Source organism: Accumulibacter sp. (assembly GCF_032229525.1).
In the GTDB taxonomy this organism is placed as follows: domain Bacteria; phylum Pseudomonadota; class Gammaproteobacteria; order Burkholderiales; family Rhodocyclaceae; genus Accumulibacter.
Map to the genome: position 1 here is coordinate 3186 of NZ_JAVTWB010000112.1, position 23596 is coordinate 26781.

General features: G+C 62.1%; 19 protein-coding genes. 13 read left to right on the forward strand and 6 right to left on the reverse strand.

Annotated features, from left to right (window positions below; all coding sequences use genetic code 11):
* The first annotated feature begins 340 nt into the window (after positions 1-340).
* Together RUW20_RS07285 and RUW20_RS07290 are read left to right on the forward strand one after the other, a co-directional pair.
* Positions 341-1069 (forward strand): pseudouridine synthase, encoded by a 729-nt coding sequence (locus RUW20_RS07285; RefSeq protein WP_313951545.1) that lies wholly within the window; start codon positions 341-343, stop codon positions 1067-1069.
* 7 nt (positions 1070-1076) lie between these two features.
* Positions 1077-1985, forward strand: coding sequence for a hydrogen peroxide-inducible genes activator (locus RUW20_RS07290; protein WP_313951546.1), 909 nt, complete (start codon positions 1077-1079; stop codon positions 1983-1985).
* A gap of 138 nt (positions 1986-2123) precedes the next feature.
* On the opposite strand, the gene RUW20_RS07295 is transcribed toward RUW20_RS07290, so the two are convergent.
* From RUW20_RS07295 to RUW20_RS07310, 4 genes are all read right to left on the reverse strand, one after another.
* Positions 2124-4712 carry a DNA topoisomerase III gene (locus RUW20_RS07295; RefSeq protein WP_313951547.1) on the reverse strand — a complete coding sequence of 863 codons (2589 nt, stop codon included), beginning with the start codon at positions 4710-4712 and terminating at the stop codon, positions 2124-2126.
* Between the two features lie 217 nt (positions 4713-4929).
* The gene (locus tag RUW20_RS07300; protein WP_313951548.1) at positions 4930-5379 is read right to left on the reverse strand and encodes a DUF494 domain-containing protein; all 450 of its coding nucleotides are present in this window, start codon (positions 5377-5379) and stop codon (positions 4930-4932) included.
* Positions 5380-5391: 12 nt separating this feature from the next.
* Positions 5392-6483 carry a DNA-processing protein DprA gene (gene dprA, locus RUW20_RS07305; protein ID WP_313951549.1) on the reverse strand — a complete coding sequence of 364 codons (1092 nt, stop codon included), beginning with the start codon at positions 6481-6483 and terminating at the stop codon, positions 5392-5394.
* Positions 6484-7317, reverse strand: coding sequence for a peptidoglycan-binding protein (locus tag RUW20_RS07310; RefSeq protein WP_409559324.1), 834 nt, complete (start codon positions 7315-7317; stop codon positions 6484-6486).
* A 368-nt stretch (positions 7318-7685) separates the two neighbouring features.
* Between RUW20_RS07310 and def the strand changes: the two genes are divergently transcribed.
* The 3 genes from def (at position 7686) to htpX (ending at position 10030) form a co-directional block, all read left to right on the forward strand.
* Entirely contained in the window at positions 7686-8189 is a 504-nt protein-coding gene (gene def / locus RUW20_RS07315; protein ID WP_313951551.1) for a peptide deformylase, read from the forward strand.
* Positions 8186-9112, forward strand: coding sequence for a methionyl-tRNA formyltransferase (gene fmt / locus RUW20_RS07320; protein WP_313951552.1), 927 nt, complete (start codon positions 8186-8188; stop codon positions 9110-9112). The genes def and fmt overlap by 4 nt, the downstream gene beginning before the upstream one ends.
* 69 nt (positions 9113-9181) lie before the next feature.
* Entirely contained in the window at positions 9182-10030 is an 849-nt protein-coding gene (gene htpX, locus RUW20_RS07325; protein WP_313951553.1) for a zinc metalloprotease HtpX, read from the forward strand.
* Positions 10031-10042: 12 nt separating this feature from the next.
* Here the strand turns inward: htpX and RUW20_RS07330 are convergent, their stop codons facing one another.
* On the reverse strand, positions 10043-10996 hold the full coding sequence (locus tag RUW20_RS07330; RefSeq protein WP_313951554.1) for a S1/P1 nuclease: 954 nt from the start codon (positions 10994-10996) through the stop codon (positions 10043-10045).
* Between the two features lie 182 nt (positions 10997-11178).
* A complete protein-coding gene (locus RUW20_RS07335) occupies positions 11179-11331 on the reverse strand; it encodes a cation transporter dimerization domain-containing protein (protein ID WP_313951555.1) in 153 nt (50 codons plus the stop codon).
* Between the two features lie 375 nt (positions 11332-11706).
* Between RUW20_RS07335 and rsmB the strand changes: the two genes are divergently transcribed.
* From rsmB to RUW20_RS07375, 8 genes are all read left to right on the forward strand, one after another.
* Positions 11707-13029, forward strand: a complete 1323-nt coding sequence (gene rsmB, locus RUW20_RS07340; protein WP_313951556.1) for a 16S rRNA (cytosine(967)-C(5))-methyltransferase RsmB — start codon at positions 11707-11709, stop codon at positions 13027-13029.
* A gap of 28 nt (positions 13030-13057) precedes the next feature.
* Positions 13058-13657 (forward strand): DUF4390 domain-containing protein, encoded by a 600-nt coding sequence (locus RUW20_RS07345; protein WP_313951557.1) that lies wholly within the window; start codon positions 13058-13060, stop codon positions 13655-13657.
* Positions 13654-15807, forward strand: a complete 2154-nt coding sequence (locus RUW20_RS07350) for a sensor histidine kinase (protein ID WP_313951558.1) — start codon at positions 13654-13656, stop codon at positions 15805-15807. Before RUW20_RS07345 ends, RUW20_RS07350 begins: the two co-directional genes overlap by 4 nt.
* 2 nt (positions 15808-15809) lie before the next feature.
* On the forward strand, positions 15810-17066 hold the full coding sequence (locus RUW20_RS07355) for a sigma-54-dependent transcriptional regulator (RefSeq protein WP_313951559.1): 1257 nt from the start codon (positions 15810-15812) through the stop codon (positions 17064-17066).
* Positions 17067-17106: 40 nt separating this feature from the next.
* A complete protein-coding gene (gene trkA, locus RUW20_RS07360) occupies positions 17107-18537 on the forward strand; it encodes a Trk system potassium transporter TrkA (RefSeq protein ID WP_313951560.1) in 1431 nt (476 codons plus the stop codon).
* 9 nt (positions 18538-18546) lie between these two features.
* Positions 18547-20001 (forward strand): potassium transporter TrkG, encoded by a 1455-nt coding sequence (locus tag RUW20_RS07365; protein WP_313951561.1) that lies wholly within the window; start codon positions 18547-18549, stop codon positions 19999-20001.
* A gap of 57 nt (positions 20002-20058) precedes the next feature.
* The gene (hemE, locus tag RUW20_RS07370; protein WP_313951562.1) at positions 20059-21135 is read left to right on the forward strand and encodes a uroporphyrinogen decarboxylase; all 1077 of its coding nucleotides are present in this window, start codon (positions 20059-20061) and stop codon (positions 21133-21135) included.
* Positions 21136-21472: 337 nt separating this feature from the next.
* Positions 21473-23491 (forward strand): primosomal protein N', encoded by a 2019-nt coding sequence (locus tag RUW20_RS07375; protein ID WP_313951563.1) that lies wholly within the window; start codon positions 21473-21475, stop codon positions 23489-23491.
* Positions 23492-23596: the final 105 nt, after the last annotated feature.

The window sequence follows — 23596 nt, forward strand, 5'->3', positions numbered from 1 at the left end:
TCTCCAGCAGCTGACGGGCGACCGGTGCGAACATCATGATCTGCCCGGAGGTGTTCGAGGTGAACTTGACCAGCATGGCGGTGTTTCCTTGGCGTTGATGGAATGACGCCTATTGTCGTCGCTGCGGCAGGGGAGAACAAGAGCCGAGTCCATCACGCTACCGCTGGACGGGTGGTGTGGCGAGGATGGTGGGCCGACACGTTAGTTGGCGAAAGCTGTCGACAAGCATGAGCACGCCCAGACGGTGAGACAATGAGCGCTTTTCAAGCAGGAGGACGACGGGTGCGGCAGGTTTGGGGTTTCGGACCGGCTCAGTCGCTTATCGGAAATGAGGACGACGATGGAACTGGAACGCTTGCTGCGATCGCAGGGCTTTGGCAGTCGGGCGGAAAGCCGCGCGCTGGTTTGGGCGGGGCGAGTAAGCGTAGCTGGAGAGATTTGTGATGATCCCCTCGCGCGATTCGAGCCCGAGGGCTTGGTTTTCTCGGTGGACGATGTCAGCTGGGACTACCGGAAGTTCGCCTACCTGGCGCTCAACAAGCCCGCCGACTACGAGTGCTCACGTCGTCCGCTGCACCATCCGAGTGTTTATTCCCTGCTTCCCGAACCGTTGCTGAAGCGGGGTGTGCAGGCCGTTGGCCGGCTCGATCAGGATGCAACTGGGCTGCTTCTGGTGACGGACGATGGCTCGTTCATTCACAAGTGTACGTCACCACGCAAGCAGATACCGAAGCTCTACGAGGTGATCACTCGCCACGTGGTCGACGATGAGCAGATATCTGCCTTGCTGAGCGGCGTGCAATTGCATGACGATCCTCAGGCCGTTGCCGCCGCAGCCTGCGTGCGCCTGAATGAGCGGTGCCTGCAATTGACCGTGACGCAGGGAAGGTATCACCTGGTAAAACGAATGGTCGCCGCCGCCGGCAACCGCGTGGAGGCCTTGCATCGTGCTTCGATTGGCGGCTTGACGTTGCCGGAGTCCTTGGCAGCAGGCCAGTGGATGTGGCTTGACGCACCGGAGCTCGCGCTGCTGGCGCTCAACCAGCGTATGGATTCGTCAGCGGAGTAGCCCGGCGATGACCCTGACCGAACTGCGTTACATCGTGGCGCTCGCACGTGAGAAGCACTTCGGGCGCGCGGCGGAGAAATGCCACGTCAGCCAGCCGACACTGTCGGTGGCGCTGAAAAAGTTCGAGCAACGCTACGGCGTCATCGTCTTCGAGAGATCATCTGCCGAGGTGCGGCTGACGATGCTCGGCGAGCAGATAGCCCGGCAGGCCGAGCGGGTTCTGGAGGATGCGAGCAGACTCAAGGAGATCGTCGAGCAAGGCAAGGACCCCTTGCAGGGGCCTTTGCGGCTTGGCGTCATCTACACCATAGCGCCGTACCTGCTGCCTCGCCTGATCCCGGCTTTGCACGCCCGCGCACCGCATATGCCGCTCTATTTGCACGAGAACTTCACGGTCAATTTGGCCACGCAGTTGCGTCGGGGCGACCTGGATGTGATTGTTGTGGCGCTGCCTTTCGCTGAACCGGGTATCGTTTCGCGAGTGGTGTATGAAGAGCCCTTCCGCGTGGCGTTGCCGCGCGGACATCGGTTGACCAGCCGGACCGTGATTGACCCGGAAGAGGTGGCTGCGGAAAACCTGTTGCTGCTCGGCAACGGCAATTGTTTCCGCGACCAGGTGGTACAGGCGTGCTCGCAGCTGGCAGCGCCGGGCGGTACCGAGGGTGCGCTCGAGGGAAGCTCGCTCGAGACGGTACGCTTTATGGTGGCCAGCGGCGCCGGCATCTCGGTGGTGCCCGCATCGGCCGCGGCTTCGTGGCCGCAAGATGACTTGCTGCAGTTTCGCCATTTCAAGGAGCCTGGCCCGGTGCGCGAGGTAGTGATAGCGTGGCGGGCGACTTTCCCCCGGCCGCAGGCTATCGATATTTTGCGCGCAGCTATCCTGGCCGCACCCCCCCCGGGAGTTATTATTGTGTGATGGCGCTGGTCCAAGGCGAGGCGGGCTATCGACAAGGCTGAGAGAGCAAGGTGAAAGGCAAGCGCTGGTACTGTTCCACGTGAAACAAGAAGGCTGCCCAAGAGGCAGCCTTCTACGGGTGTAGCTACTTCTGCGCCTCTAGCTCGTCACCTTCTTGCGCGTCCTGGTGGTGGTCGTCGCGGCCGCCTCGGCTGCGTCGCCGGAGGCGGTCTTGTCACTTGCCGTACCGGTCTTCTTGGCTGGCGTCTTGGGCTCGCGTTTCTCGAACTCGAAGCCCACCTTTCCGTCACTACCGCGGACCAGATAAGCCGAGAATTTGCGGCGCGTGCGAGCCGACACGAAACCCTTGAGTAGATCCGTACGACCCGTGCTCAGCAGTTTCTGCATTTGTTCGGGCTCGATGGCTTGTTGGAGAATAATCGTCCCCGAGCGGAAATCACAGCTCTTGCCGGGGCCTTGAGCTTTCTCGCAAATATACGACATGCCATGCGCGACGACGCGAGCACCGCATTTCGGGCAAGCCCCCAAACTTTCGTGTTGCGAGAAGTCGACCGCCTCGGACGCGCCGTCACCGCTCGCCTGCCCGAAGTCGAACTCGAGCGCGTTGTCGGCGTTGAGCTGGACGATGGCGTTGAAGGGGCGCCCCATCTTGTTGCGGAAACCCATCAGCGGGCCCATCCTGCGCTGCGTCAGAAGCTCTTCGATCTCCGCGGCTTCGAACTGGCGGCTGGCGACTATTTTCCACAGCGAAAAGTCGCAGCCCTGGCACTGAAATTTCTTGTGGGTTTCCTTGATCAGACCACCGCATTTTGGGCAAGGTGTGGTCAGCTCCCCGAAATCCCCCGGGATGGTGTCGCTATCGTAACTCTTGGCGCGGGCGACGATGCGCTCGGTCATCGCGGCGATTTCTTGCATGAACTCGCTGCGTGACATCTGGCCGCTCTCCATGCGTGCCAGCTTCCATTCCCACTCGCCGGTGAGTTCGGGGGCCGTCAGCTCCTGAATGCCGAGGCCGTTGAGCAGGGTCATCAGCGAAAAAGCCTTGGCTGTCGGTAATAGCTCGCGTCCTTCGCGGTGAAGGTACTGCTCGGCGAGCAGGTTTTCGATGATCTGCGCCCGGGTCGCCGGCGTGCCCAGACCACGACCGGCCATCGCTGCCCGCAGCTCCTCGTCATCCATCGTCTTGCCAGCACCTTCCATGGCCGAAAGGAGCGTGGCTTCGGAGTAGCGCGCCGGCGGTCTGGTCTGGTGTTCGTTGAGCAGCACTTCATCGGCCCTGACGCCCTCGTTGGGCTCGACAGCGACCAGGTTGCCATCATCACCTTCCCGTCCTTCGCGCCCGTACACCGCCAGCCAACCGGGGTTGACCAGCACCTTGCCTTCGGTCTTGAACGGCTCGCCCTCGACGCGCGTAATGCGGGTGGTGATGAGGTATTCGGCTGCCGGGTAGAAGACTGCGAGAAAGCGCTTGACGACCATGTCGTAGAGTTTCATTTCGGGCTCGGACAGCGTTTTTGGCGCCTGCAGCGTCGGAATGATCGCGAAGTGGTCAGAGATTTTGGCGTTATTGAAGATGCGCTTGTTCGGCACAACCCATTGGCTGGCGAGGATCTGCTGGGCGAATGGCGCGTACCGGGCGACTGTGACTTCGTCGTGACCCTTGCCGGCACCTTCGCCAGTAAGCATCGACAGTGTCGCACTGACCGTTTCTCGATAGTCCTCCGGCAGCGCGCGGGCGTCGGTACGAGGGTAGGTCAGCACCTTGTGCTTTTCATAGAGCGCCTGCGCGAGTCCGAGCGTCGCTTTGGCCGAAAAGCCAAAACGACTGTTGGCTTCGCGTTGCAGGCTGGTCAGGTCGTAGAGCAGCGGTGAAAGTTGCGTCGAGGCCTTGGCCTCTTCACTGACCTTCCCGTCCTTGCCGGCACATTTCGCTTGTAGCACCGTGGCTCTGGTTTCGTCCCACAGGCGATCAGCGCGCGCGTGCTCGTCGTCCTTGCCCTTGAATTTTTCGTCGAACCACTTGCCACGATAGATGCCGGCGGCGCAGGTGAAGACGCCCTCGAGCTCCCAGTAGGCGCGGGGCTTGAACTTGCGTATGCGGTCCTCACGGTCCACCATCAGGGCCAACGTAGGCGTCTGGACGCGACCGACGGTAGTGAGGTGGAAGCCGCCCGTCTTCGAGTTGAAGGCGGTCATGGCGCGCGTGCCATTGATGCCAACCAGCCAGTCGGATTCTGAGCGGCAGACGGCCGCATCGGCGAGCCCGTGCATATCGGCACCACTGCGCAGGCAGGAAAAGCCATCTCTGATGGCCTGTTGGGTCATCGATTGTAGCCACAGACGCTCGATCGGTTTGGCAGTCTTGGCGTGCTGGACGATGTAGTTGAAGATCAGTTCGCCCTCGCGGCCAGCGTCGCACGCATTGACCAGGCTGTCGATATCTTTGCGCTTGATCAGACGGACGAGCAGCTTGAGCCGCGACTCGGTCTTCTGGATCGGTCGTAGCGCGAAGTGCGGCGGTATCACCGGCAGGTTGGCGAAAGACCACTTGCCGCGCTTGACCTCATATTCCTCGGGACAGGCGAGCTCCAGGAGGTGCCCGATTGCCGAGGAGACAACGTAGGCATCACTTTCGAAATAATCGTCATGTCGGACGAAGCCGCCGATGGCACGTGTGAGATCGGCAGCGACGGAAGGTTTCTCGGCGATGATCAGTTTCTTGCTCATGGGGTCTTCATCAGTCCGGGAAAGTGGCCAAAGAGCGGCTGGCAGGATAGGCGAGCGCTGGAGGATGCTGCGAGCCATGATAAGAGGACTCAGCCAAGCTTGGCAAGCAAGCTTGGCCGCTGCGCTGGCGCACAGCGTGTTGCCGAATGCACCGATCCCGGGCCGGCTGCGGGCGATGGCCAGCCGTTCGGGGTTGCCGGGGAAGGGTCCGTGACGCTCAGTGGAGCAGTCGCTGGTCACCATCGTCGAGCAACTCCTCGACAATCAGCGGCTCGAGGACCTGCTCACGGCTCCAGAGGATCGTCAGTACGATGATCTTGAACGTGCTTAGTGGAACAGGGTGCTCTTCGAGGAGCATCGCACCTTCGATTACCAGCTCCCGCAAAGCGGGTGTCAGTACCTCCGTCGTCTCGAGGAAGGCGATGAAACCGAGGCAATCAACGCCGAGCTTGCGTTGCTCTTCTGGAAGGTAGACGCGGGTTGCACGGCTATCACCGCCGAGCACGACGACCGGCGCCGCTTTCAGGCCGTCCAGCCAGCGCAGGGCGACGGCAATCGCCTCGTCCTGGAAGCCGACGGCACTCAAGCGGCGCTTCAGCGTCTTGCTCTTGGGGCGAGCGCTGAAATCATGATAGTTCTCGAAAAGGTAGACCAGGATATCGATCATCAAAAGAGGCTCTCAGGCTTGGGAAATCCGCTGATAGCGGCCGCCAGCCAAACTGGCGACCTGGCCATCAAGTTCAAGGTGCAGGAGCATCACCGAAACGATGTCGGCCGTCAAGCCGCTGCGGCCTACCAGATCATCCAGATTGCAGGGATCGAAACCCATGGCCAGCAGCAGTCGGCTGGTTTCCGGCTCGCTATTCGATGCGCTCGCCGGGGCGCTGGGTGGAGCGAGGTACCCGCTAAGCTCGTCAAAGATGTCCTGAACCGTCTCCACCAGCTTGGCGCCTTGTCTGATAAGTTTGTGGCAGCCGCGGGATTGGGGTGAGTGAATCGATCCGGGGATGGCAAAGACCTCCCGCCCCTGCTCGGCGGCGAGTCGTGCGGTAATCAGCGAGCCGCTGTCGATCGTCGCTTCGACGACCAGGGTGCCGCACGCAAAGCCCGAGATCAGTCGGTTGCGGCGCGGGAAGTTCGCTGCGGCAGGTGGCGTGCCCATCCGGAACTCAGAAACGATGGCCCCTCTGGCGGCTATCGACAGCGCCAGTTCCTGGTTGGAGGCCGGGTAGAGTCGGTCGATTCCGGTGCCGGTGAAAGCCACAGTGTTTCCGGACGCCCTTAGCGCGCCACGATGAGCCGCCGCGTCGATGCCCAGAGCAAGACCACTGGCGATGGTCAGGCCGGCGTTGGCCAAGGCCGCGGCGAAGCGCTCGGCGTTCGTGGCGCCTTGTGGTGTCGGATTACGACTGCCGACGATGGCCAATGCAGGAGCATTGAGCAAATCGAGGCGGCCGCGAACGTAGAGCAGGGCCGGTGGGTCAGGAATTTGCAGCAGCGTTTGAGGATACTCGGGGTCCGCCAGATGAAGGATCTGCTGGCCGGGCTTCTCCGACCACGCCAGGGCTTGGTCGACGGCAGCGCGATTATCGGTGTCGAGCAACAGCTTGGCGGCCTTGTCCCCCACGACATCCCCGAGGGCGCTACGGCCAGCGCGAAAGATGGCCTCTGGCAGTCCGACGGCGGCGAGCAGCTTGCGCTGCGTCTCACCGCCAATACCGGGAATCAGCGTCAGTCGCAGCCAGGAGGCCAGCGACTCGCCTGCGTCCATCTACGGCGTACGGATGAAGTCGTTGACGTCAATCGTGCCTTCAGCCTGTACCACCAGACCGTAGGAAATGCGGTCAAAGACCCGGAAAATAACCAGCAGGCCAGTGCGTAGTACCGGAATCTGTACCGCTATCTTCTGGTCATTGTCATTACGTTCGTCGATGACGCGATTGCGGTCCACCGCCAGAACGTGGGCGATCTCGATGCCGTCCTTGGCGCCGCGATTGATTGCGAGTATCGAGCCACGTCCGGCGGCATCGACGCCGCCGTAGACGGAGATCACGCGACCATCGACGCTGAAATCGGGTTTGTGCGGTACGTAGGCGATTATTGGTGGGCGCACGGTTGGTAGCATGCGATCTCCGCGGCCAATCTCCTGTTTCACCGTGACCACCTCGAAAGTCGCCGGGTTGCCGGCCTCGAGCTGTCGTGCGGTGCCTAGATAGAAGGCTTCATAGCCGAGGATTTCGTCAGTTTCCGGATCGCGCAATGGCTTGCCGTTGCGGTAGATCTGCCAGTTTGGCTCGGCAGGGTCTGCGTTGCTGACATAGGCCAGGTCGCCATTGCCTATGAAGACCCTGTCCTGCGGCGTTGCCACGATGAGTGCTGCGTGGTCCAGGCCGTGCGCTTCGACGATCAGCGGTTCGGAGAGAAAAGGCCTGATGACGTTGGGTGGAATGGCCGGAATCGCCTGCTCGATCAATTCGGCGTGAATCTGCGGCAGCACGCGGCTACTTTGCAGACGCAACATGGGATTGCCCTGGGGGTCACGATCGAGAATGATCACATCACCAGGGAAGATGCGGTTCGGGTTACGGATCTGTTCTTGGTTCATCCGCCAAATTTCCGGCCAGCGCCAAGGCTCCTTTAGGAAGGTGCCGGAAATGCCCCAGAGCGTGTCGCCAGGCGCTACGATGTAGCGGTCCGGGGCGCCATCTGCCAGTTGAAGGTTCTGGCCTGCGGCCCAGCAGAGTGTGCTGACCATGGCCAGAAGGAACGCGGATATAATGCGGATCATCGTGTTATCCTCGTACGAGCGCCCGTACATGGTGGGATGGAACTCCAGGTGCGCGATTCTGTCCGAATTACCGTGTTAGCTGCGTCTCTGGCCGAAGTCATCGCGCGCCTCGCGCCAAAGGCGTCGGAATACTCAAGACACTACGTTAGATTCTGCACGTAGTTATTTCTTCGATCAAGCCTTTTATGTCTTTACTGCCGATACTCCGTTTCCCGGATCCGCGTTTAAAAAAGATCGCCACGCGCGTTGAGCGGGTCGATGAAACGATGCGTCGCCTGGCCCGTGACATGGCCGAGACCATGTACGAGGCGCCTGGTATAGGCCTCGCGGCAACGCAGGTGGACGTTCACAAGCGGCTGATTGTCATCGACGCGTCGGAAACGAGGGACCAGTTGTTGACCCTGATCAATCCGGAGATTCTCGCGCTGGATGGCTTGCAGGTCTGTGAGGAAGGCTGCCTGTCGGTGCCGGGGATCTACGACAAGGTAGGTCGTGCGGAGCATGTTGTCGTCCGCTATCTCGATCTCGACGAACAGGAACAGACGGTCGAGGCGTGGGGGCTGCTGGCGGTGTGCCTGCAGCACGAAATCGACCATCTCGAGGGGCGGGTATTTGTCGAACATCTATCTCAACTCAAACAGGTGCGGATCAAGAACAAGCTTGCGAAACAGGCCAAAATCACGGCATGAGACTGGTCTTCGCCGGCACCCCGGAATTTGGCGCGGTAGCGTTGCAGGCGATCATGCTCGCTGGGCATCAGATTGACCTGGTTCTGACCCAACCGGACCGTGCCTCCGGGCGAGGTATGACGCTTCGCGCTTCTCCAGTCAAGCAGCTGGCGCAGGCCGCGGGGATTGAAGTCTTCCAGCCGGCGACGCTGAAGGATGTCGTCGTACAGGAGCGGATACGCGCCGTTGCTGCCGAGGCGATGGTGGTGGCCGCCTATGGGCTCATTCTTCCGCAGGCCGTGCTCGATATGCCGCGCTTTGGGTGCATCAACATTCACGCCTCGTTGCTGCCACGCTGGCGTGGCGCGGCGCCTGTTCAGCGGGCGATTCTTGCTGGTGATCAGGAGACCGGCGTGTGCATCATGCAGATGGACGCTGGGCTCGACAGTGGCCCGGTTCTGCTGTCAGAAAGCTTGCCGATCGGCGACGATGATACGGGCACTGCGCTGCACGACAGACTGGCCGAACTGGGTGCTCGGCTGATCGTCGATGTCTTGGCGCGCGTGCCCTTGACGGGGCAGCCGCAAGCGGAAGCGGGGGCAAGCTATGCTGCCAAGGTCGACAAGGCGGAGGCCGCGCTGGATTGGCGCCTACCGGCCAAGCAACTCGCTCGCAGCGTACGTGCTTTCAACTCCTTCCCTGGCGCGTCCTGCTCTCTTGACGGCCAAGTGCTCAAGGTCTGGCGAGCTGAGGTGGTGGCCGGTGAGGGCTTGCCGGGGCTGATTCTGGCAGCCGACAGGAACGGCCTTGTGGTCGCGTGTGGAGACGGTGCGCTACGGCTGGTCGAACTGCAGAAAGCTGGCGGCAGGCGCCTGTCTGCGGCGCAGTTCCTGGCTGGGACACCTGTACTGCCGGGAGCACGTTGCGCTTTGGTGGCAGCTTGAAATCTTCCGCGATCGCCACCATCTCCGGGTTGTCCTTGAAAACATGTTCTTCTTGCGGAGGTCTCTGAAATGCTCGGCAACTGGCTGAAAACCTCGATCCTGATGGCAGCGATTCTGGCGTTGTTCGGCGCCATCGGGGCGATGGTGGGCGGCAAGACGGGGATGCTGCTGGCCCTGCTTTTTGGCGGCGCGATGAACGTCTTCGCCTACTGGTTCTCGGACAAGATGGTGCTCAAGATGTACAAAGCGCGGGAAGTAGATGAAAGCTCGGCACCACAGTTCTACGGCATGGTCCGGGAACTCGCTCAGCGCGCAGGGCTGCCGATGCCCAAGGTTTATCTGATTGACCAGGCGCAGCCCAATGCCTTCGCCACCGGTCGCAATCCGGACAACGCGGCGGTAGCGGCGACCACCGGGATTCTCCAGTTGTTGTCGGCACGAGAGATACGGGGGGTGATGGCCCATGAGCTCGCGCATGTGCGTCACCGCGACATCCTGATTTCGACCATCTCGGCAACGATGGCCGGAGCGATTTCCGCGCTTGCCAACTTTGCGATGTTCTTTGGGGGGCGCGATTCGGAAGGACGGCCAGGCAATCCGCTGGCCGGTATTCTGGTTGCTCTGCTCGCGCCGTTGGCGGCGTCGCTGATCCAGATGGCGATCTCGCGTGCCCGCGAGTTCGAGGCTGACCGTGGGGGTGCGGAAATTTCCGGTGACCCGAACGCGTTGGCCGATGCTCTCGCCAAGATCGACGCCTACGCCCGCGGCATCCCGATGGCGCCCGCCGAGGCACACCCGGAAACAGCGCAGATGATGATCATGAACCCCCTGTCTGGCGGCGGCATTGCCGGTTTGTTCAGTACCCATCCGGCGACCGAGCAGCGCGTCGCGCGGCTGCGGGCGATGGCGCGCAGCTGAGCGGCGACCGGACTACGGTCGTGTTTCACGTGAAACACGACCGTCCGCTCCTCTGGTGTCGCCACGGGCCTGGCGCATCTTTTCTTCCTGGAACGCTTGTCGCAGCTGCTCCGCGAGACGGTGGCCGGCTTCCGTGACACGGCGACGGGCGATGTCCAGCGCGTTGGCGTGAAACTCGGGGCTGATCGTCGGTACGGTATCGTCGCCCGGCGGGTAGGCGTACTGGCGAGCAAGCAGCCAGCTTTCATTGATCCACTGCTCTGGCGTTCCCGGTGACGTAGCGGGCGGGTACAGAATGCTCAGCGACTTGACCGTGTTTGTGAGTCGCTTGCCTCGTAGCCATGGCGGGCCCGGCAGATCGTCCCAGTAGCGGTGAAGGTTGGTCAAAGGGTGACGCGGCTGAAAGGGATTGAAGATGGTCAGCGCGTTGCCGCCACTGTCGCCCTGTCCGTCCGCTCGGTAGCGACTGGCGGCGTGCAGCGGTTGATGCGCGTCGCCGACCAGGTGGATCAACCAGGGTAGCGCATAGGCGCGAGCAGCGATGGCCGCCTTCGGGTTGCCCAACGTCGCCGTTAACGCCACCAACTGACGATCGATCATCCCCGCCGAAGGCCGTATTCTGTTGCCTGGCTCCAGCGGACGATCGACGAAGTGCCAGTTCAGTCGGCGCTCCATATCGGGAAAACCCGATCGCGTCGGCGTCGGCTCCTCAAGCCCCGCGCTGTAGAAACGAGGGTCCTTGCGGATGTCGTCGGGCCATGTCGAGGCCTCAAGAAATGCAACCAGATCTGGATCGGCACCTTTGCCGCGCGCCTGCCAGCGCTCAAAGTCGGGGTGCTGGCGCAGCACTGCAGTCACCGCCGATTTCGTTCGCTCGTCGAGTCTTTCCCAGGCCACCAGTGCGATGATCCGGTGGCCGGCAGCGTTCCAGGCCATCGCCGGCGGCGAGGCAACGAGCAGTAGCATCAGCCAAAACAGCGGCCACCGCGTGCTCTGGCTTGCCGTCGGCCTAGCGGTCAAGGCTGACGTCTTCGTGGGAGGCTGGGTCGTCCAGCGGTTCGAGATGGGTAAACACGGTTGCGTGCGGCAGATGGAGCGGAATTTCGCGCTCGAGCTGTTCGACCGGTTGCTGCCCGCGCGACACCGTCCTACGCTCCCGGCACCAGCACATGCAGGGAAATGAAGCTGCGCGCGCCGGCCTCGCGGGTGCGCAAGGGGTGGGAGTCGATCCCCTGCGTACGATAGCGTTTGAGTACTGCGACGACCCGGGCATGCTGCTCGGGCGGCAAGCTACCATCCATCAGGCCACCAGCGGAGCGCTGCAGCAGGCGCCAGCCGGCCCACACGATATTGCCGGCAAACAGCAAGGCCAGCCCCGGGTCGAGCCAGAGCCAGCCAGACTGAGCAGAGATTCGAGCGCATCGGAGAGCAGCCCGACCGAGCCGGAAAGTAGCCACACCACCCCCTGCAGCGCTATGGTGGCGAGGGCCGCGCCGATCGCAAGCCATGCGTAGGGTTTCAGCGAAGCGCTAGTCATCGCCGTATTATCGCCGCCCGGCGGCCAGACCGCCATCCTTGGGCATCGTGCTAAACTCGGCGCCTATCCGACAGCAACCCAAACCCACACCTTGCCCTCTTCCCCTTCTCCCCCCCCCCCGTCCTCGCGGACGGTACGCGTGCGCCGGGTTGCCAAGCCCGAACAAGGCTCGTCCGTGCGCGCCGCGGTGGTGGAGCCCTCGTCGCTGGCACCGGATTCGCTGGCACTCAGCCTGCTGTTGGCAGCCGGTGCGATTGCTGCGGTGCGTGCCGGACAGAGCCTGACGCAGGCGCTGACCGCGCTGAAAGGGCAGGGATCTGCTGCCCGCGCTGCCGCACAGGATGTGGCTTTCGGCACTCTGCGCCGTTACGGCTGCGGAGAGTTCATTCTCGGTCGCCTGCTGGCGAAAGCCTTGCCGCACCCGGTAACCGAGGCGCTGCTCTTGGGGGCGCTTTACCGTTTGCAGACGCGCCCGGAGTCCGCCTACATGGTCGTGGACCAGGCTGTCGCAGCGGCCGGAGAACTCGCGGGAGGCGCTTTCAAGGGCCTCGTCAATGGGTCGCTACGCAATTATCTGCGGCAGCGACATGCCCTGCATGCTGCGATGGCCGATGACGAGGAGGCAAGCCAACAGCACCCGCGCTGGTGGCTGGCGCGTCTACGCCGTGCCTATCCGGATCGTTGGCAGGAAATTGTCGCCATCGGCAACGCCCAGCCGCCGATGACCCTGCGCGTCAATCGCCGCCGTGTGGCGTTGCGCGATTATGTGGACCGCCTGCAGGCGGCAGGTTTGCACGTCCGCCAGGTGGGGTCCGCGGCCCTGCTTCTGGAAAAGCCCCTGGCCGTTGACGCGTTGCCGGGTTTTGCGGAGGGACTGGTTTCGATTCAGGATGCCGGCGCCCAGCGTGCCGCCGAACTCCTTGCTCCGGCAGTGGGTGAGCGCGTTCTCGATGCTTGCGCGGCGCCGGGCGGGAAAACCGCTCATCTGCTTGAGGTGGCCGAGATAGAACTGCTGGCGCTCGATATCGACGCCCTTCGCACGCAACGGATCGACGACAACCTGCAGCGCCTTGGCCTGCGGGCGACGGTCGCGGTCGGTGATTGCCGGGCGCCCGATCAATGGTGGGATGGCCGTCCCTTCGATGCCATTCTCGCGGATGTGCCCTGCTCCGCTTCGGGCGTCGTCCGTCGTCATCCGGATATCAAGTACCTGCGACGTGAAAGCGATATCAGACCTTTTTCCCGCACGCAGGCTGACATCCTCGACCAGCTGTGGCCACTGCTGAAGCCGGGAGGAAGACTGCTGTACGCGACCTGTTCTGTCTTTCCGGAAGAGAATGGTGCGCAGATCGATGCCTTCCTCGTGCGCCAGCCGAACGCCCGGCGGATAATGGAAGAACGACTCCTGCCGCAGGATGACCATGACGGATTCTTTTATGCCTTGTTGCGGAAAGCTTCTTAGCTCGCTCTTCCTTTGCCTGGTCCTGCTGTTGGCTGTACCTGGCGCGCAGGCTGCCGACATCAGCGCGCGCAACCCGCTGCTTTCGGCAGGTGAGGACGGCTATGTGCTGGCGGCTGACTTCAGTGTCAACCTTAACGCCAGACTCGAAGATGCTGTCGCCAAGGGTGTGGCTCTCTACTTCGTCGTCGATTTCGAGTTGACCCGTTCGCGCTGGTATTGGCTGGACGAACAGGTCGCCAGTCGTAGTCAGTCACTGCAGCTTTCGTACCATGCACTGACACGCCAGTACCGCTTATCCAGCGGGGCGCTGCACCAGAATTTTGCCTCGCTCGACGATGCCTTGCGCATCCTGTCGCGCTTGCGTAACTGGCTGGTCTTCGACAAGAGTGCGGTGACGGCCGATCAGACCTATCTTGCTGCGGTGCGTATGCGCCTCGACCTGAGTCAGATGCCGAAAACCTTTCAGGTCAACGCTCTGGCCAACCGGGACTGGAACCTCTCCTCGGAATGGGCTCGCTGGACTTTCACGCCAAGTGACTCCGCCCAGGCTGGTGGGACCGGCACGCAGGTGGTGCCGGTGGTTCCGCCGATGTTGCCGGCAGCGGCTGTCGCCGGCGAAGCCAAATGAAGAGTCTGGTCATCGCCGCCGCGTTGTTCGGTGGCGTGCTGCTCTTTCTCTTGGCATCGGCAAGCGGCAACATGGCACTTTTTGCCAGCCACTATCCGTGGCTGCTCGGGCTGAATGTGGTCGTCGCGCTGTCGCTCCTGGCGCTGATGATCTGGCAGTTGCGAGTTCTCTGGGGCGAACACCGTGCCAAGGTCTTCGGTTCGCGACTGAAGCTGCGCTTGATGCTGATGTTGGGTTTGATGGCCGTACTGCCAGGGGTACTGATCTACGCGGTGTCCGTACAGTTCGTCACCCGGAGCATTGAAACCTGGTTTGATGTTCGCGTCGAAAAAGCGCTTGAAGCGGGGCTGAATCTCGGTCGCAGCGCCCTCGATTCACTGCTCGAAGATCTTGCGGCGAAGGGGCAGACGATGGCGCTCGAACTCGGCGACCGCTCCGAAACACAGCGTCGACTGGACCTCAATCGTTTGCGCGAGCAGAGTGGGGTCCAATCTGCGGCCTTGTTCTCCACCGCGGGCGAGTTGCTGGCGACAGCCACCGGTGAGTTGGCGACCTTGTTGCCGCCACAACCGACAGGCGAGCAGCTACGTAGAGTGCGCAGCGAGCGAAGGGTTGCGGTGCTCGAAAGCAACGGCGACCAGGCTCTGAGCTTGCGGGTTTTGGTCGCCGTAACGCCGCCCGGCTTGGGTGTCGAGACTCGAATCCTGCAACTCACCGACCCGGTGCCGGCCGCCCTCGCCCTCAACGCCGACAGCGTGCAGGCGGTCTATGCTGACTATCAGGAACTGTCTCTCGGCCGCGACGGCTTGACCCGGATCTACGCGATGACGCTGACGCTGACCGTTCTGCTCGCGCTGTTCACAGCCATGGCGCTGGCTTTCGTACTGGCGCGTCGTCTTTCGGCGCCCCTTTCGATTCTCGCCGAGGGCACCCAGGCGGTCTTGGCTGGCGATTACACGCCGCGCCAGGCCGTCTACAGCGGCGATGAACTGGGCCTGCTGACGCGATCGTTTAAACAGATGACCAGCCAACTCGACGAGGCCCGGCGAGACAATGAACGTCAGCGCGCTGAACTCGAAGCGGCCCGCGCCTATCTGGAATCGATTCTGGCCAACCTCTCTGCCGGCGTCCTGGTGTTCGATCGGCGTTTCGTCTTGCGGACGGCCAACGAAGGTGCGCTGACCATTCTGGCCGACGATTTCGGCAGTCTGCTTGGCGAGGCGGCAGAAGACTGGCCTCGACAGCAGGTGCTTGGCCAGGCGATCCGCAACGCTTTTGCCGAGAACAAAAACCCTGAATGGCAGGAACAGATCGAGCTGGAACATGCCGGCGGCCCGCCGCAGATTCTGCTGCTGCGGGGCACCGAGCTGCCGGCTGCATCGCATGGCGGCTATGTGGTTGTTTTCGACGACGTGACGCGGCTGGTCGCCGCCCAGCGCAGCGCTGCCTGGGGTGAGGTGGCGCGTCGCCTGGCGCATGAGATCAAGAATCCGCTGACGCCGATCCAGCTCTCGGCCGAGCGTTTGCAGATGAAACTCGCCGACCGGCTCAGCGGTGCCGACGCCGAGATGCTCGATCGCTCGACGCAGACCATCATCCGGCAAGTCGAGGCGATGAAACGAATGGTTAATGATTTCAGCGACTATGCACGCCTCCCGGCCCCCGATCTGGCCGCCGTAGATCTCAATGCGCTGATTGCCGAAGTGCTCGGCCTTTACGAGACTTCACGGGCGACGATCAAGCTGAAGCTCGCCGAGGAACTGCCGCCAGTCTGGGGCGACGCGACACAGTTGCGGCAAATCATCCACAATCTGCTACGTAACGCCGAAGACGCGCAGGAAACCATGGCTTCAGCACGCATCGGGATCACCACGCGCTGCGCCGATAACATGGCAGAAATGGTGGTCACCGATCGAGGCCCGGGATTCCCGCCGGAGATCATGGCCAGGGTTCTCGAACCCTACGTGACCACCAAGACGCGCGGTACGGGCCTGGGCCTGGCGATTGTCAAGAAGATCGTCGATGAGCATCACGGCCGGATCAAGATCAACAATCGCCAACCGGCCGGTGCGGGTGTCAGTATCATCCTGCCGCTGGCGTCTTTGCCAACCCCCGAGCATCGTATTGGCCAACTTCCTTCCGAGACCTGACCATGGCGCAAATACTGATCGTCGATGATGAAATGGGCATCCGCGAGTTGCTTTCCGAGATTCTTGCTGACGAAGGTCACTCCATCTCGCTGGCCGAGAATGCCGCGGCGGCAAGGAAGGTTCGCGCTGACAGGAGGCCGGATCTGGTCCTGCTCGACATCTGGATGCCTGATACCGACGGCATATCTCTGCTCAAGGAATGGGCCGCAGGCGGCCTCCTGACGATGCCGGTGGTGATGATGTCCGGACACGGCACGATCGACTCGGCGGTCGAAGCGACGCGCCTTGGTGCGACCGATTTCCTCGAGAAACCCATTGCCCTGCAGAAACTGCTGGCGACGGTCAAGAAGGCGCTGAAGCATGAAACAGTGCTGCAGAAGAAACCACTGACGCTCGAAGCATTCGCCCGCTCGCCGCTGCTCAAGGATCTCAAAAGGCGTCTCGAGCAAGCTGCCGCAAAAACCTCGGTGCTCCTGCTCAAGAGTGCCTCGGGCAGCATCGCGGAGATCTGCGCACGCACCTTGCAGGCACACCGGACGCCCTGGCTCGATCTGTCGGCTTCGAGCACGCCGTTGACCCAGGAGATGCTGCAAAACGCCAGCGGTGGAGTGGTCTTCGTTGCCGATCTGGCGCAGCTTGGCAAGCTGCAACAAATGAATCTGGTCTTCGCGCTCGAGCGCCTCGAAAGACACAACCTGCAAATGGTTGCTGCCTCCAGCCGCTCACTTCCGGCGCTGGTCGAAGCAGGTTGGGATTCGGTTCTGGTCAGCCGCCTGGGCGAAGTCTGGGTGTCCCTGCCGCAGATCTCCGGGCACGCCGACGACGTTCCGGAAATCGCCTCCCTGCTGCTCGCCCACCTGTCCGAGCGCGGTGAAGTGCCCTTGCGTCATTTTTCGAGCGGCGCTCGCAATGCCCTGCGGCTGCATCGTTGGCAAGGTGAGTGGGCCGAATTGCTGACCACCGTCAAGAATCTCGCCTTGTCCGCGCTCGACGAAGAGATCGCCGCCGAGGACGTCGAGCGCATCCTGCAGATGGACGCCGGCGGAACTGCTACACCGCTCCCACCGATCTTCCTGGATCAACCTCTGCGCGAAGCGCGTGAGGCCTTCGAGCGAATGTATTTCGAATATCATCTGGCTGGCGAACGCGGTAACATGACGCGTTTGGCCGAGAAGACAGGCCTCGAACGCACGCACCTGTACCGAAAGTTGAGGCAGCTTGGTCTCAATATTGGCCGGCGTGGCGACGAGCGTGAGTGATCTCTCGCCGTTGCTCTGTCAGGGAGGTCAAGAATAAGAAATGAGGATCGTTATTCTCGGTGCCGGCCAGGTCGGCGCCAGCGTTGCAGAAAGTCTCGTCTCCGAGAATAACGACATCACGGTCGTCGATAGTGACCGTGAGCGTTTGGCGTTCCTGCAGGATCGCCTCGACCTGCGCACGGTATTCGGCAATGCTTCGCATCCGTCAACTCTGGCCAATGCCGGCCTGCAGGATGCCGATCTGCTGATCGCCGTGACTCAGAGTGATGAGACCAATCTCGTCGCGTGCAAGGTGGCGCACAGTGTTTTCAATGTCCCGGCCCGGATTGCCAGATTGCGTGCGCGTGACTTTCTGGACAGCGAAAAGTTGCTGTCGGCGGAGAATTTTGCTGTCGACTACGCCCTCTGCCCGGAGCAGGTCATCACCGAGTACATCGCTCGTCTGATTGACTTTCCCGAAGCCCTGCAGGTCCTGAACTTTGGCGGCGGACGCCTGGTATTGGTCGGTTTACGGGCTTACGCGGGGGGATTTCTGGTCGGCAGCCCGATCAAGGAAATGCGAAATCACTTGCCGCCGCAGGTCGACGGGCGGATTGCCGCGATCTATCGTCGCGGCGGTGCGATCACACCAACCGGTGAAACCATCGTCGCCGATGGTGACGAGGTGTTTGTCCTGGCAGCGGAAGAGCACATCCGTACCGTCATGCGCGAACTGCGCCGCTCGATGGAGCCGGTGCGGCGGGTGATGATCGCCGGCGGTGGCAACATTGGTCTGCGCGTCGCGCAAGCCCTGCAGGCCAAGTGCGAAGTCAAGCTGATCGAGTTGGACCGGAGCCGCGCCGAGTTCGTCGCCACCTCGCTGAAGTCGGTGCTGGTACTCAACGGTGACGCGACCGACGAGGAGTTGTTGCAGCAGGAGGCAATCGACGAGATGGAACTCTTCCTCGCGCTGAGCAATGACGACGAAGACAACATCATGGCGGCTTCACTGGCCAAGCGAATGGGCTGTCAACGGGTGGTGGCGCTGATCAACCGACGGGCGTACGCGGAGCTGGTACAGGGCGGTCCAATAGACATCGCGATTTCGCCCGCACAGGTATCCATCGGCACACTGTTGACCTACGTTCGCCATGGTGACGTCGCGCAAGTTCACAGTTTGCGTCGGGGTGCTGCGGAGGCTCTGGAGATTGTTGCGCATGGGGATGCGAAGAACTCGCGCGCTGTCGGGCGACGAATCGGCGAACTGCCGGTGATTCACGGCGCCTTCATCGCCGCCGTCGTCCGCGATCTCGGCGAGACCGAAGACCTGAATTTTTTCCGCCTCGGCGCGAGAAAGCAGACCGGGCAGGTGCTGATCGCACATAAAGATGTGGTGATCGAGACGGGCGATCATGTCGTCGTTTTCTGCCTTGACAAGAAAGTGGTCAAGCAGGTCGAAAAGCTGTTCGAGGTCGGGTTCCACTTTTTCTGAGACGGCGGCATGAAAAGCTATTACCCGGTGATCCGGGCGCTGTCGCTGGTGATCCTGATGTTCGGGATGACCATGCTGCTCCCCTTGGGGCTCTCCTGGCTTCTCGACGATGGCGCCTTGGGTGCTTTCGACGAAGCCTTCCTGCTTACCACCGGGACCGGGTTCGGCCTGTGGTACGTAACGCGTCGAGTAAACGGCGATCTGACGATACGTGATGGCTTCCTGATGGTTGCGTTGGTGTGGACGGTGCTGCCGGTGTACGCCAGCTTGCCGCTGGTGCTCCAGCTCAATTTGAGCTTCACCGAAGGCTACTTTGAAGCCGTATCCGGCCTGACCACGACCGGGGCGACGGTCCTCACCGGGCTCGACACGCTGCCGGCGTCGATCAACTTCTGGCGCACCCAGCTAGTCTGGCTCGGTGGCATGGGACTGATCGTCCTCGCCGTCGCCATCCTGCCCTTGCTGGGGATCGGTGGCCGCCAGATGTTCAAGGCCGAAACGCCGGGACCGATGAAAGACGCCAAGATGACTCCGCGCATTGCCGAAACTGCGAAGGGGTTGTGGGTGGTCTACTCGCTGGTCTCGGTCTGCTGCCTTCTGGCCTACCACTGGGCTGGCATGAGCTGGCTCGATGCGGTCATGCACATGTTCGCGACCATGGGACTGGGTGGCTTCTCAAGCCACGACGCAAGCTTCGCCTATTTCGATTCGCCGCTGATCGAAGCAGTGAGCATCGCCTTCATGCTCTTCGCCGGGATGAACTTCGCGACCCATTTCGTCGCGTTTTCCAGACACTCGCCCAAAGCCTATGGTTCCGATCCGGAAGTCGGCTGGTTCTTGCTGGTGACGCTCGGCAGTGTGGTCGGCATCGCCGTTTTTCTCGATTATCACGACGTCTATCCCACTTTTCTCGAGGCGCTACGCTATGCCGCCTTCAACGTCGTATCGATCGCCACCACCACTGGTTTCGCGACTACCGACTATGCGCTGTGGCCGTTTTTCGCGCCGTTGTGGATGCTCTTCCTGTGCAGCTTCGCGACCAGTGCGGGCTCGACCGGTGGCGGTCTCAAGATGATCCGCGCCCTGGTGCTCTACAAGCAGGTCTACCGCGAGTTGATGCGCGCCATGCACCCGAATGCAGTGCACCTGGTGAAAGTGGGCAACGATGTCGTACCGCCCAATATCCTCTTCGCGGTGCTCGCCTTCGGCTTCATGTACATGGTCTGCATCGTCGTGATGACGCTGCTTCTTTCCCTCTCCGGGCTGGAGATAATCACCGCTTTCTCGGCCGTCGTTGCCAGCATCAACAACACCGGTCCCGGCTTGGGGCAGGTCGGGCCGGCGAGCAACTACGCGGGTCTGACCGGCTTCCAGACCTGGGTGTGCACCTTCGCCATGCTCCTCGGCCGCCTGGAGATCTTTACCCTGCTGGTGGTCATGACGCCCGCTTTCTGGCGGAAGTAGTGGGGAAAGGGGATAATCGCCCCTGCCAAGCAGCTTTCCTCTCCGCTGGAGTTCGATGTGACCCGACCAAGCAACGACAGTTTCCTGCGCGCCTTGCTCAAGGAGCCCACCGCACATACGCCGGTCTGGTTGATGCGTCAGGCTGGCCGCTACTTGCCCGAGTACCGCGAAACGCGGGCACGCGCTGGCAGTTTCATGCAGTTGTGCAAGAATCCCGGCCTGGCCTGCGAAGTCACCCTGCAGCCTCTTGCCCGCTACGATCTCGATGCGGCGATTCTTTTTTCCGACATTCTGACGGTGCCGGATGCGATGGGTCTGGGACTCTACTTTACCGACGGAGAGGGTCCCCGCTTCGAACGTCCGCTACGTGAGGAGTGGGCGATTCGTGACCTTGCCGCACCGGATCCCTGGAATCACCTGCGCTACGTGATGGATGCGGTGGCGGAAATCAGACGGGCGCTGAATAATTCAGTGCCGTTGATCGGTTTTTCCGGGAGTCCCTATACTCTCGCCTGCTACATGGTCGAAGGCGGGTCAAGCACCGACTACCGGCGCATCAAGGGCATGCTCTACGATCGTCCCGACCTGCTGCATCGCATCCTGACGGTCACCGCCGATGCCGTAAGCGCCTATCTCAATGCCCAGATTGAATCCGGAGCGCAAGCAGTGATGATCTTCGATTCCTGGGGCGGCTCGCTTTCAGCCGCGGCCTATCAGGAGTTTTCGCTGCAGTACATGCGGCGCATCGTCAGCAGTCTGATCAAGGAGAAAGACGGCGAGCGCGTGCCGGCGATCGTGTTCACCAAAGGGGGTGGCTTGTGGCTGGAGTCCATCGCCGAGGTCGGCTGCGATGCGATTGGCCTTGACTGGACGATCGACATCGGCGAAGCGCGCCGGCGGGTCGGTGACAAGGTTGCCCTGCAGGGCAATATCGACCCGGCAGTGCTTTTCGCCTCTCCCGACAAGATCGCCATCGAGGCCCGGAAAGTACTCGACAGCTACGGCCCCGGACAGACCGGCCACGTCTTCAATCTGGGCCACGGCATCTCCCAGTTTACGCCGCCGGACAACGTCACGGCACTCGTTGAAGCGGTACACCAGCACAGCCGGCTTATGCGCCCGCACGACCGATAAACTTGCGTTTACCGCTTGACTTGTTCACAGAACGGCGCCGCAAGATTCGGCTGCTGTCAAAAGTCCCTTGTAAAACAGCAACGTACCTGCAACATATTGATTTATATACACTTTCTTATCGCCTGTTTTTCCGGCAATGCCTCTGAAACCCTTGCGGCAAGGGCTTTTGTGCCACTTGCCAGCGTTTCCATCCACAGCGTTATCCACAGAAACTGTGCATGGGATCAAAACTCCCACTAACTGAGCAGGTTATCCCGCATTGCCAGAAGTGGCACGAGCTTCCGCCACTAAGTTGGCGTACATTGTCCCACCCCTTCCCCGACCGCTTACTGAACCGATGTCCTTGCTGCAGATAGCCCGCGTCGCGCTTGATGTTCCGCTCCGCCGCTTCTTTGACTATCGCGCCCCGGACGGAGAGCGCTTGTCGACGGCCGATATCGGCTACCGCGTGCGTGTCCCGTTCGGGCAGCAGCAAAAAGTTGGCATTCTCGTCGCCTTGCCGGCCGACAGCACCTTTCCTCTCGCTCAGCTCAAACCGGTCGACGCCGTGCTGCGTGAGCTGCCACCGCTACCCACGGATTGGTTTGGCCTGACCGAATTTTGTGCCGACTACTACCATGTGCCGCTTGGTCAGGTGATGCTGTCATCGTTGCCGGCCGTCTTGCGCGCCATCACGCCTCCCAAAGCCCGTGCGATTCGGCACCTCCCCAGCTCTGCCGTCGCCCAGCAGGTGCCGGCACTCACCCGGGAACAGGAAGCGTCATTGGCGGCGATCGCCGACGCCGGCAGTGGCTTTCGGGTCTACCTGCTGCATGGGGTCACCGGTAGTGGCAAGACCGAAATCTATTTGCGGTTGATCGAGCGGGCGCTGGCCGCCGGACGCCAGTCATTGCTGCTGGTGCCAGAAATCAACCTGACGCCGCAGCTTGAAGCCCGGGTGGCTGCGCGCTTTCCCGCTGCCGGGCTGGTCAGTCTGCATAGCGAGCTGGGAGAGGCCGCACGAGGCCGCAACTGGCGGGCAGCCCTGACCGGCGATGCGCGGATTGTTCTCGGCACTCGACTGGCCATCTTCACGCCCTTGCCCGAGCTTGGCCTGATCGTGGTCGACGAGGAGCACGATGTCTCGTTCAAGCAGCAGGACGGCATACGCTATTCGGCGCGCGACCTCGCCGTCTTCCGCGCTCGCCAACGGGCGATCCCGATTGTCCTCGGTTCGGCGACGCCGTCGTTGGAGAGCTGGGCCAATGCCACCGCCTCCGCCGGCCGCGGGCGCTACCGGCTGCTGACGCTGAACGAACGAGCGGTGGAAGGAGCTCGGCTGCCGCTGGTCAAGTGTATCGACACGCGGCTTGACAAGCTGCAGGACGGGCTTTCCGGGGCTCTGCTGGCGGCCATCGAACAACGTCTGGCACGTGCCGAGCAAAGTCTCCTGTTCTTGAACCGGCGTGGTTATGCGCCCGTGCTGGCCTGCGCAGCCTGCGGCTGGGCTTCGCACTGCCATCGTTGCGCGGCAAATCTGGTGTTGCATCTCAGCGACCGCTGTCTGCGCTGCCATCACTGTGGCTTCGAGACACGTGTGCCGAAGGCTTGCCCAAGCTGTGGCAACCAGGATCTGAGCGCGTTTGGCCGCGGCACGCAGCGCCTGGAGGCTGTGCTTTGCGAGCATTTTCCACAAGCACGGGTTCTGCGGGTCGACCGTGATTCAGCGAGCAGTCGCACGCAATGGGAAGCGCTGGTGGAGAGAATCCACGCCGGCGAAGCCGACATTCTGGTCGGCACCCAGATGTTGGCCAAAGGGCATGACTTTCCCAAACTCACTCTGGTTGGCGCCATCGCTCCCGATGCTGCGCTGTTTGCCGCCGATTGGCGCGCACCGGAGCGCCTTTTCGCGCAACTGATGCAGGTTGCCGGCCGCGCCGGGCGTGCCGAGCGGCCGGGTGAAATGCTGATCCAGACGCAGTTCCCGGAGCATCCGTTGTACGCCGCGCTGGTTCGGCACGACTTTCAGGCCTTCGCGGCCAGCCAGCTCGAAGAGCGGCAGCAGGCCGGTTTTCCGCCCTACGCCTACCAGGCCATGCTGCGCGCCGAAGCGCCGCGCATGGCTGACGCTCTCCGCTTCCTGACTAGCGCCCGGGCATCTCCGCCGAACGAAGCCGACCCCTCGGTAATCCTCTACGACGCGGTGCCCATGCGGCTGTCGCGAAGAGCCAGCCTCGAACGCGGTCAGCTACTCGTCGAGTCGCCTTCACGGCGAGCCTTGCAGCGTTTTCTCGCCGGCTGGGTACCGCAGCTTGAAGCCATCCGATCGCCGTCCCGGCTACGTTGGCATCTGGAGGTCGACCCGATGGAGTTCTGATCCGCCTGGCGCAGGCGTGCCATAATCCGGGAAGCCACGGTTAGCCCGTTCGTTCCCCGCCGGCACCACTTGCTGCCCTGCTCGCCTTCCCCGGTCGACCGACGA

Bases quoted from the DNA above. Each gene is read 5' to 3' on its own strand.
- RUW20_RS07285 (WP_313951545.1), top strand. From the start codon at position 341: ATGGAACTGGAACGCTTGCTGCGATCGCAGGGCTTTGGCAGTCGGGCG.
- RUW20_RS07300 (WP_313951548.1), bottom strand. From the start codon at position 5,379: ATGATCGATATCCTGGTCTACCTTTTCGAGAACTATCATGATTTCAGC.
- RUW20_RS07295 (WP_313951547.1), bottom strand. From the start codon at position 4,712: ATGAGCAAGAAACTGATCATCGCCGAGAAACCTTCCGTCGCTGCCGAT.
- fmt (WP_313951552.1), top strand. From the start codon at position 8,186: ATGAGACTGGTCTTCGCCGGCACCCCGGAATTTGGCGCGGTAGCGTTG.
- RUW20_RS07330 (WP_313951554.1), bottom strand. From the start codon at position 10,996: ATGCTACTGCTCGTTGCCTCGCCGCCGGCGATGGCCTGGAACGCTGCC.
- RUW20_RS07310 (WP_409559324.1), bottom strand. From the start codon at position 7,317: ATGAACCAAGAACAGATCCGTAACCCGAACCGCATCTTCCCTGGTGAT.
- RUW20_RS07290 (WP_313951546.1), top strand. From the start codon at position 1,077: ATGACCCTGACCGAACTGCGTTACATCGTGGCGCTCGCACGTGAGAAG.
- def (WP_313951551.1), top strand. From the start codon at position 7,686: ATGTCTTTACTGCCGATACTCCGTTTCCCGGATCCGCGTTTAAAAAAG.
- htpX (WP_313951553.1), top strand. From the start codon at position 9,182: ATGCTCGGCAACTGGCTGAAAACCTCGATCCTGATGGCAGCGATTCTG.
- RUW20_RS07355 (WP_313951559.1), top strand. From the start codon at position 15,810: ATGGCGCAAATACTGATCGTCGATGATGAAATGGGCATCCGCGAGTTG.
- RUW20_RS07375 (WP_313951563.1), top strand. From the start codon at position 21,473: ATGTCCTTGCTGCAGATAGCCCGCGTCGCGCTTGATGTTCCGCTCCGC.
- dprA (WP_313951549.1), bottom strand. From the start codon at position 6,483: ATGGACGCAGGCGAGTCGCTGGCCTCCTGGCTGCGACTGACGCTGATT.
- RUW20_RS07365 (WP_313951561.1), top strand. From the start codon at position 18,547: ATGAAAAGCTATTACCCGGTGATCCGGGCGCTGTCGCTGGTGATCCTG.
- RUW20_RS07350 (WP_313951558.1), top strand. From the start codon at position 13,654: ATGAAGAGTCTGGTCATCGCCGCCGCGTTGTTCGGTGGCGTGCTGCTC.
- RUW20_RS07335 (WP_313951555.1), bottom strand. From the start codon at position 11,331: ATGGATGGTAGCTTGCCGCCCGAGCAGCATGCCCGGGTCGTCGCAGTA.
- trkA (WP_313951560.1), top strand. From the start codon at position 17,107: ATGAGGATCGTTATTCTCGGTGCCGGCCAGGTCGGCGCCAGCGTTGCA.